The following is a 6,536-nucleotide window of genomic DNA, read 5'->3' as shown; positions in this document are numbered from 1 at the left end:
CGATGGCGCCTACGATGGCGCACCCACCTACCAGACGATCGCGCGATATGGTGACGATATCGAGGTGGTTATTCCTCCACGAAAAACCGCTGTTAGGCTATTAATGCCCAACCCCTCGAAAAGGTCAAATTAGGATTTTCCGCATTCTGATTGATACGGAAATATCACGATGCGTTGCACAAAAAGCGACGTGCAGGTCGTGCAGCGTAAGAAAACCTTGACGGTCGGTTCACGACCCACTCCTGCCATTGACGCAAATAATCAGAGAATGACCGGTGCTGTTACCATTGCGGCCACCCGTACACGCATAGCCAGAATTTAAAGCTGGTGCGCATACTGGTTGAATTCAATGATAGGTAACGGCCAGTGAAAGAAATAGCGCACATACATGAACATGAATGGGTTAAAACGCCTCCCACTCATCTGACTTTACCGCCGTCAAATTTGCTATTCTCTTCGATTGGTTAGGTCTACGCCCTGGACCGTCAGCGACGATTCTGGGGGGGACGGCCTTCCGTTTGGGCGCAGTGAGGTTCATCTTCGCTGCAGCGTTGGTAGGCGTGACGTGCATTTCATCCAACTTGAAGACGCTGACAACTTGCGAGAGATTGCCGGCCTGGTCTTGCAATGATACCGCCGCAGCCGCCGCTTCTTCCACCAATGCAGCATTCTGCTGGGTGGTTTCGTCCATCTGCATAATTGCCTGATTAACTTGACCGATGCCCGAACTTTGTTCGTGACTTGCGGCTGTTATTTCGGCCATGATGTCTGCTACGCGTTTGATGCTTTCGACAATCTCATCCATTGTGGCGCCGGCTTCGTCAACCAATTTGGTACCGATTTCGACTCTTTCGACCGAATCTCCAATCAAAGCCTTTATTTCCTTGGCCGCGCCGGCCGACCGTTGCGCCAGGCTGCGCACTTCCGTCGCAACTACCGCAAATCCTCTACCTTGTTCGCCGGCGCGCGCGGCTTCAACCGCCGCATTCAACGCCAGAATATTGGTTTGAAATGCGATACTGTCGATCACGCCGATGATGTCGACGATTTTCTTTGAGGATTCGTTAATGGAAGTCATTGTGCCGACCACTTGCGACACTACCGTCTTACCTTTTACAGCAACTTCAGAAGCCGAGGCCGCCAACTGATTCGCCTGGCCTGCGTTGTCTGCATTCTGTTTGACGGTCCCAGTCAACTCCTCCATTGAAGACGCGGTTTCTTCAAGCGCGCTTGCTTGCGATTCAGTGCGCGATGACAAGTCCATGTTGCCGGAGGCAATCTGGCCTGAAGCAGTGGCGATCGTGTCGGAACCGCTGCGTACTTCGCCTACGAGGCGTACCAGGCGTTCATTCATCTCCCGTAATGCGTGCAACAATTGGCCGGTTTCATCGTTTGATTGTTGCACTTCGATGCGACTGGTCAAGTCGCCTGCCGCAACCGTTTTTGCAACCTTTACAGCTTGGTTCAATGGGAGCGTGATGCTTCGTGCAATCAACAGGCTGAAACCAACGAGGATTCCAGAAAGAACAAGTGCTCCAAGCGAAAACTCAATGAGCCGACTCAAAAAGACCGCGTTTACCGTATCGACGTACACTCCAGAACCAACAATCCATCCCCACGGAGCAAAACCTTTAACATATGAGATCTTGGGAACCGGTTCTTGCTGGCCAGGTTTTGGCCACATGTAGGGCACGAATCCCGCTCCACTTGCTTTGACGGTATTAACCATATCGACGAACAACAACTTGCCGGTTGGATCCTTATTCCCGGAAAGATTAGTGCCGTCGAGCTCCGGTTTGGTTGAATGCATGATCATGTTCGGCTGCATGTCGTTGATCCAAAAATATTCGTTGCCGTTGTAGCGCAATGCTTTGATCGCCTCCAACGCGCTGCGCTTTGCGTCGGCTTCTGACAAGCCGCCTTTGGCGACAAGATCCTGAAAATGCGCCAGCAAGCCGTACACAGTCTCAACTTCTTGGCGAACAGAATTTTGTCTTTCTGACATGATCAATGTTCTCTCCGAAAGCAGGAACACGATGGTTAGGGTCGCAATTCCCAGCGCGGCACTAAAAGTCAACAGCCAAAGCTTCCTTGAGATGGTCAACGATAGAATTTTAAGCACAGCAATTCCTTTAATAAAATGGCGGATCTATTTTTCTCTAAAAATTTTGTCCCGCCACCAACGCCGAAGGAAAATAATTTTTTGGTTGGCAGCAACGGAAAGGCGGTTGTCAGAAAAAAAACTATACGTCCAAGGAGAAAGCGGGGTTACCGCTGTCGGAGGACTTTATATCCGTAATATATATGGATATTGCTTTCCGTACATTTTATTTGGCAGCTTTGCGTCAACAAGCCGCCTTTCAGCGCTCTTATTTTGACGTTTCTTGAGCGGCTGCAGCTGGCCGACACCTGACTGCCATTAATTCAGAAAAATGCTGGTAGCGCACCGCGTTGCACCGCACAAGAAATATTCAATACCGACACCGAAACGGTCACTGCCATGCTAATTTTCAGGGCCATCATCTTCCGCTTCCTGCATAGAGCGGCGCCAGAAATCCGGGTTGTTGAAGCGCGCTGCCAGCGCCTCGATGTCGACTGGCGAAGTACCCGCCGTGAAGTCAAAGTTGCCGAACAGATTAACATTGCGCCAGGCGACAGGCGAAGTTTTCCTGAGAATCTTGATTGCATCTTGGTCGCCTGCTGCGAGCTTTTGCTCATACACCCGCGACAGGAGTAGTGTATTGTAATATATGATCGCATTGGCGATCAGCCGCGAACACTCGTTCCAGACCTGCTGATCCGCTTCGGTTTTCACGCGGAATTTGCCGGAATTGACGTAGGAAATTGCACGCCGCATGCGGTGGTAAGCCTCCCCGCGATTGAGCGCTTTCTGTATGCTCTTCCGAAATACCACATCGTCGATAAAATCGAGGATGTGGTTCGTTCTGCGAATATTATCCAACTCCCACAATGCTTTCTTGGTCTGGTTTTGGCGAGCGTAGGAACTCAATTTACGCACGATCGTCGCTTGCGTCACCTCCTTTTGCGCAAGGGACGCGAAGATGCGTTGGACGTTCGGCCACTCCTTGACGATTAGCGCCTCAAGGGCCTTGCGCGCGGGCTTGATCAGATAATCGGCATATTGGCTCGGCTGGTGAAAACCGACCAGGCCGGCCATCTTCTTGTGTAAGTCACGGTAACGCGGCGCGAACTGGTAACCAAACACCTCCAGCGTAATGTAATTCACCTGATTGGCACCATGGGTGTCCGTGGAATGTCGTTCCGGCCGGATGTCCGTGGTGTTGTTGTGCAAGATGTCAAAGACGAAATGAGACTCATGTTCGTGCGTACCAATGACCTTCGCATTGCATGGCACATGATTGAATACCATCGTATAGGCAGAGACACCTTTCTTTAACCCAAAATATTTGCTGCCATGCCGGGCGTTGATGGTGTTGATCTGCGTTTCGATGCGCTGGCCGTCACTGCTGGAATGCTTCTGTTCGTCGATATCGTACTGTTGAAACATGGGAAGCTTGGCCGTCGCGTTGGAAATCCCGTCGTTACCGGCGTGCAGCGTTTCCGCCCGCAGAAAATTGCGCGCTGTCGTCAGCAGCGATGAGTAACTGAGGCCGGACACTTCCGCCATTTTCCACAAGCCCATATTGGTGCCCATGGAGACGATGCAGGCAAGGATGAGGCGCGGATCAGCTTCCTGTTTGACGTAACGTTCCAGGACGTGGGTGAAGGCGTTCAGAAAATCCGTTTCCTGGGCAACGAACCATAGCAGATCGGCGATGCCGATGCCTGGCAACTGACCGTAAAACGGACTGTTGATTGGTTCCTCTTCAGCGGGATAAATCAGTGTCCAACGACGTTTGTCTCCGGTGCCGGTGACCTTGATATGTTTGTTGTCGCCGTTCTCAATGCGCTCATTCGCACGCTTGAATTTGGCTTCCAGCTCAGTGCGGTAAGCGGCCAGTGTTTCTTCAATCGGCGCCAGCAGAATCGGTGCGCCGATCTCGCGCAGGATGGCATCTTTGCCCTTCCAGCGCTCGGCGCTGATCAGGTCGTCCTCGAAACTGCGAAAATCGTTACTGTCCCGAACATATACGTCGCCCGCTTCCAAGGCATTGCGCAGCAGGCGATAGACCAGGAACTCGTACCGGTCGACTTCGAGCATCTTGTCTTTGCGCTTTTTTGCCTCGGTGTACATATAACGTTGCAGCCCTTTCGCGATGATACCTGCGGGGAAGTCGGCTGATTTCGACTGGCGTGGTGACTTGCCATGGCGCAGGAGTTCTTGCATGAATGCGACGGCTTCCAGGAGCGGCGCATCGTCGATCATGCCGACGAAATCCAGGTTGCAGAACAAATGGCGCAGGTTGAGCTTGAATTTGTATTGCAGCGTGCCGTAGTACGACCATTCGAAGGCGGTTTTGTCGAACTCGATGTTGCGCATGTAATTGGACACTTGCGCAAAACGCTCGGCTTCGAGCAGCGAGAACGCTTTTTTCTTGACCGTCGAGAATGGCGTCCTACCAGGAATCGACTTGTCGACAAACAGGTTCAGCACTTGACCGGCCGCCTGCAGACTGGCGCTTGCTTCAGTCATGGCTGTCACGGCTGCCGTTTCGGAAGCCTGTTTGGCTTGCTGCTCGTATTGACCGACGAGGTAGATGAATGCGTCGATCAGGTTGTCGTTGATCTGGCGGAAGCGGTGACAGGCGAAACACAGCAGATACAAGCGGGTCGTCGGCACCGCCATGCGCTGGAGCTTGTAGACGGTGTAAAACTGAACCAGCGAAGCGTAATATTTCACGCTCTCGTTGGACAAGCCAGCTTGCGCCAAAAAGGTCTGGCCGAACTCGTATAAAGGCTGAAAAAACTTGCGCCGACCGACCTCCTGGCGCAATTCACCATAGCTAAAATCCCTCGGTTCGTGCTTAAGCGCGCTGATGCGGTACATGCCTTCGTCGGCCTGAAGCAATTCTTCGAGTTGCTGCTCGACCGCCGGCGTCAGTGCTTGACTGAGCAAATCGGTGATGCGCCGGCGTTCGCCGGAAACCGTTCGCCCGACCATATCCTGCAAATAGCTGTAGCCGGGAGCGACAACGCGCTGATTGGTCAGGTATTGTAATGCCTCGCGCAGAATGAAAATTGGCAGGGTGGACAGCATCGCCACACGCTGCGCCTTCTGTTGAAGTGCCGACTTGGCGGCGGCATCACAGGTTTGATAGTCGAACAGCTTGAGGATGACTTGCTGTTGTTCGAGCCGTGTTGGTTTGGAAAGCATCTTGATTTCGACAATATCCCGTGTCGGAAAATAGCGGTGGCGGATATGTTCCAGGTCGTCCGCCACATCCTCGCGCGTGTAGATGAAGAACTGGCGCTTGGCCTTGAAATGACCGAGCTGGAGAATCAGGTGAACGGCGACGGAGATCGTATGCACGCTGTCGACCAGATCGCGCTCTGCCGGGTTGAGGTCGAAGAAGACGCGCTGGTCATTCTCCGTAAAGCGTGGCAAGCCGAAAAGATCGTCGATTTCCTGGGTGGTCAGGATCGACAGTCGGCGAGAGTCGGTGGCCATGCGCGAGGATCTTTCAGCGAGTGCGAAAAATGTACGTTGCGCACGGCAAGTTTGAAATGCTTTTCATCGCAGCAATGTGCGCTCAATACGCTGCTTCGCAAATGGGTCGGCGCTTTCCACATACCGCATGGCCGACTGCGCATTTTTCCAGCCGACATATTCCATCAAGGTCTTCAAGTCCCATCCGTTCGAGGTCGCCCAGTTCGCAAAACCGCGCCGAAGAGAATGGCCGCTGTACAAATCGGCCGAAGCGATACCGGCGTCGTTGAGAATCGAACGCAATAGCGGCACAAGGCTGTCGGCATGCAACCCGACAACGCCGACGTGGCCCCAGCGATCAACCGCGCGAAACACAGACCCGGTGGTCAGCTCAGACGCGGTGATCCACGCGACATACGCCTCGACCGGACACAGGCGCGACAAGGCTGGCGCCTTGAGGCACGTTCCCTGGTAGGTACGGTCGCCTTTCGTTTGCGGGAAATAGCATGCCATGCCTTCTCCCGGTGCCACCTCGACATGTTCGACCTGCAGTCGGGTCAATTCATCGCCACGAAAGCCGCGCCAGAACCCAAGCAACAGGAGCGCCTTGTTACGCAGGAGCCGTAGTTCGGTGCCGCGATCATTACCGAGGCGCGCCGCCGCGATGGCTGCGTCGAGCCATTGATCGACTTGTTCCAGATGTTCGATTTGGAGCGGCTTGGCGCGCTTTTCCTGGGCGGGATGCAGCGCCTGGATGCCGCGAAATACTTTGCGCACAACGGGGGCTTTGGTCGGGTCCGGAAAGCCCTGATCGATGTGCCACTGTGCCAACGCTGCCAGGCGATGCCGCAACGTGTTGATTGCGAGCGTTTCGGCGTTGGTGCACTTCAGGATTAAAAAGTGGTTGATGGTAGGATGCGGCCACAATTTTACTGATTCGAACCGATGCCAAACAAGCACAACGCCG

General features: G+C 53.5%; 3 protein-coding genes. All 3 read right to left on the bottom strand.

The features are described from left to right. Positions 1 to 403: 403 nt before the first annotated feature. The gene (locus tag RCH09_RS19245) at positions 404 to 2,122 is read right to left on the bottom strand and encodes a methyl-accepting chemotaxis protein (protein WP_326942764.1); all 1,719 of its coding nucleotides are present in this window, start codon (positions 2,120 to 2,122) and stop codon (positions 404 to 406) included. 381 nt (positions 2,123 to 2,503) lie between these two features. Then, entirely contained in the window at positions 2,504 to 5,590 is a 3,087-nt protein-coding gene (locus RCH09_RS19240) for a Tn3 family transposase (RefSeq protein ID WP_326942763.1), read from the bottom strand. A 63-nt stretch (positions 5,591 to 5,653) separates the two neighbouring features. Next, positions 5,654 to 6,496: a tyrosine-type recombinase/integrase gene (locus tag RCH09_RS19235; protein ID WP_326942762.1), complete on the bottom strand. Its 843-nt coding sequence runs from the start codon at positions 6,494 to 6,496 to the stop codon at positions 5,654 to 5,656. Positions 6,497 to 6,536: the final 40 nt, after the last annotated feature.

Origin of the sequence: Actimicrobium sp. GrIS 1.19 (assembly GCF_035984655.1) — a bacterium.
Classification (GTDB): domain Bacteria; phylum Pseudomonadota; class Gammaproteobacteria; order Burkholderiales; family Burkholderiaceae_D; genus Actimicrobium.
This window is presented reverse-complemented; position numbering and strand designations above follow the sequence as displayed.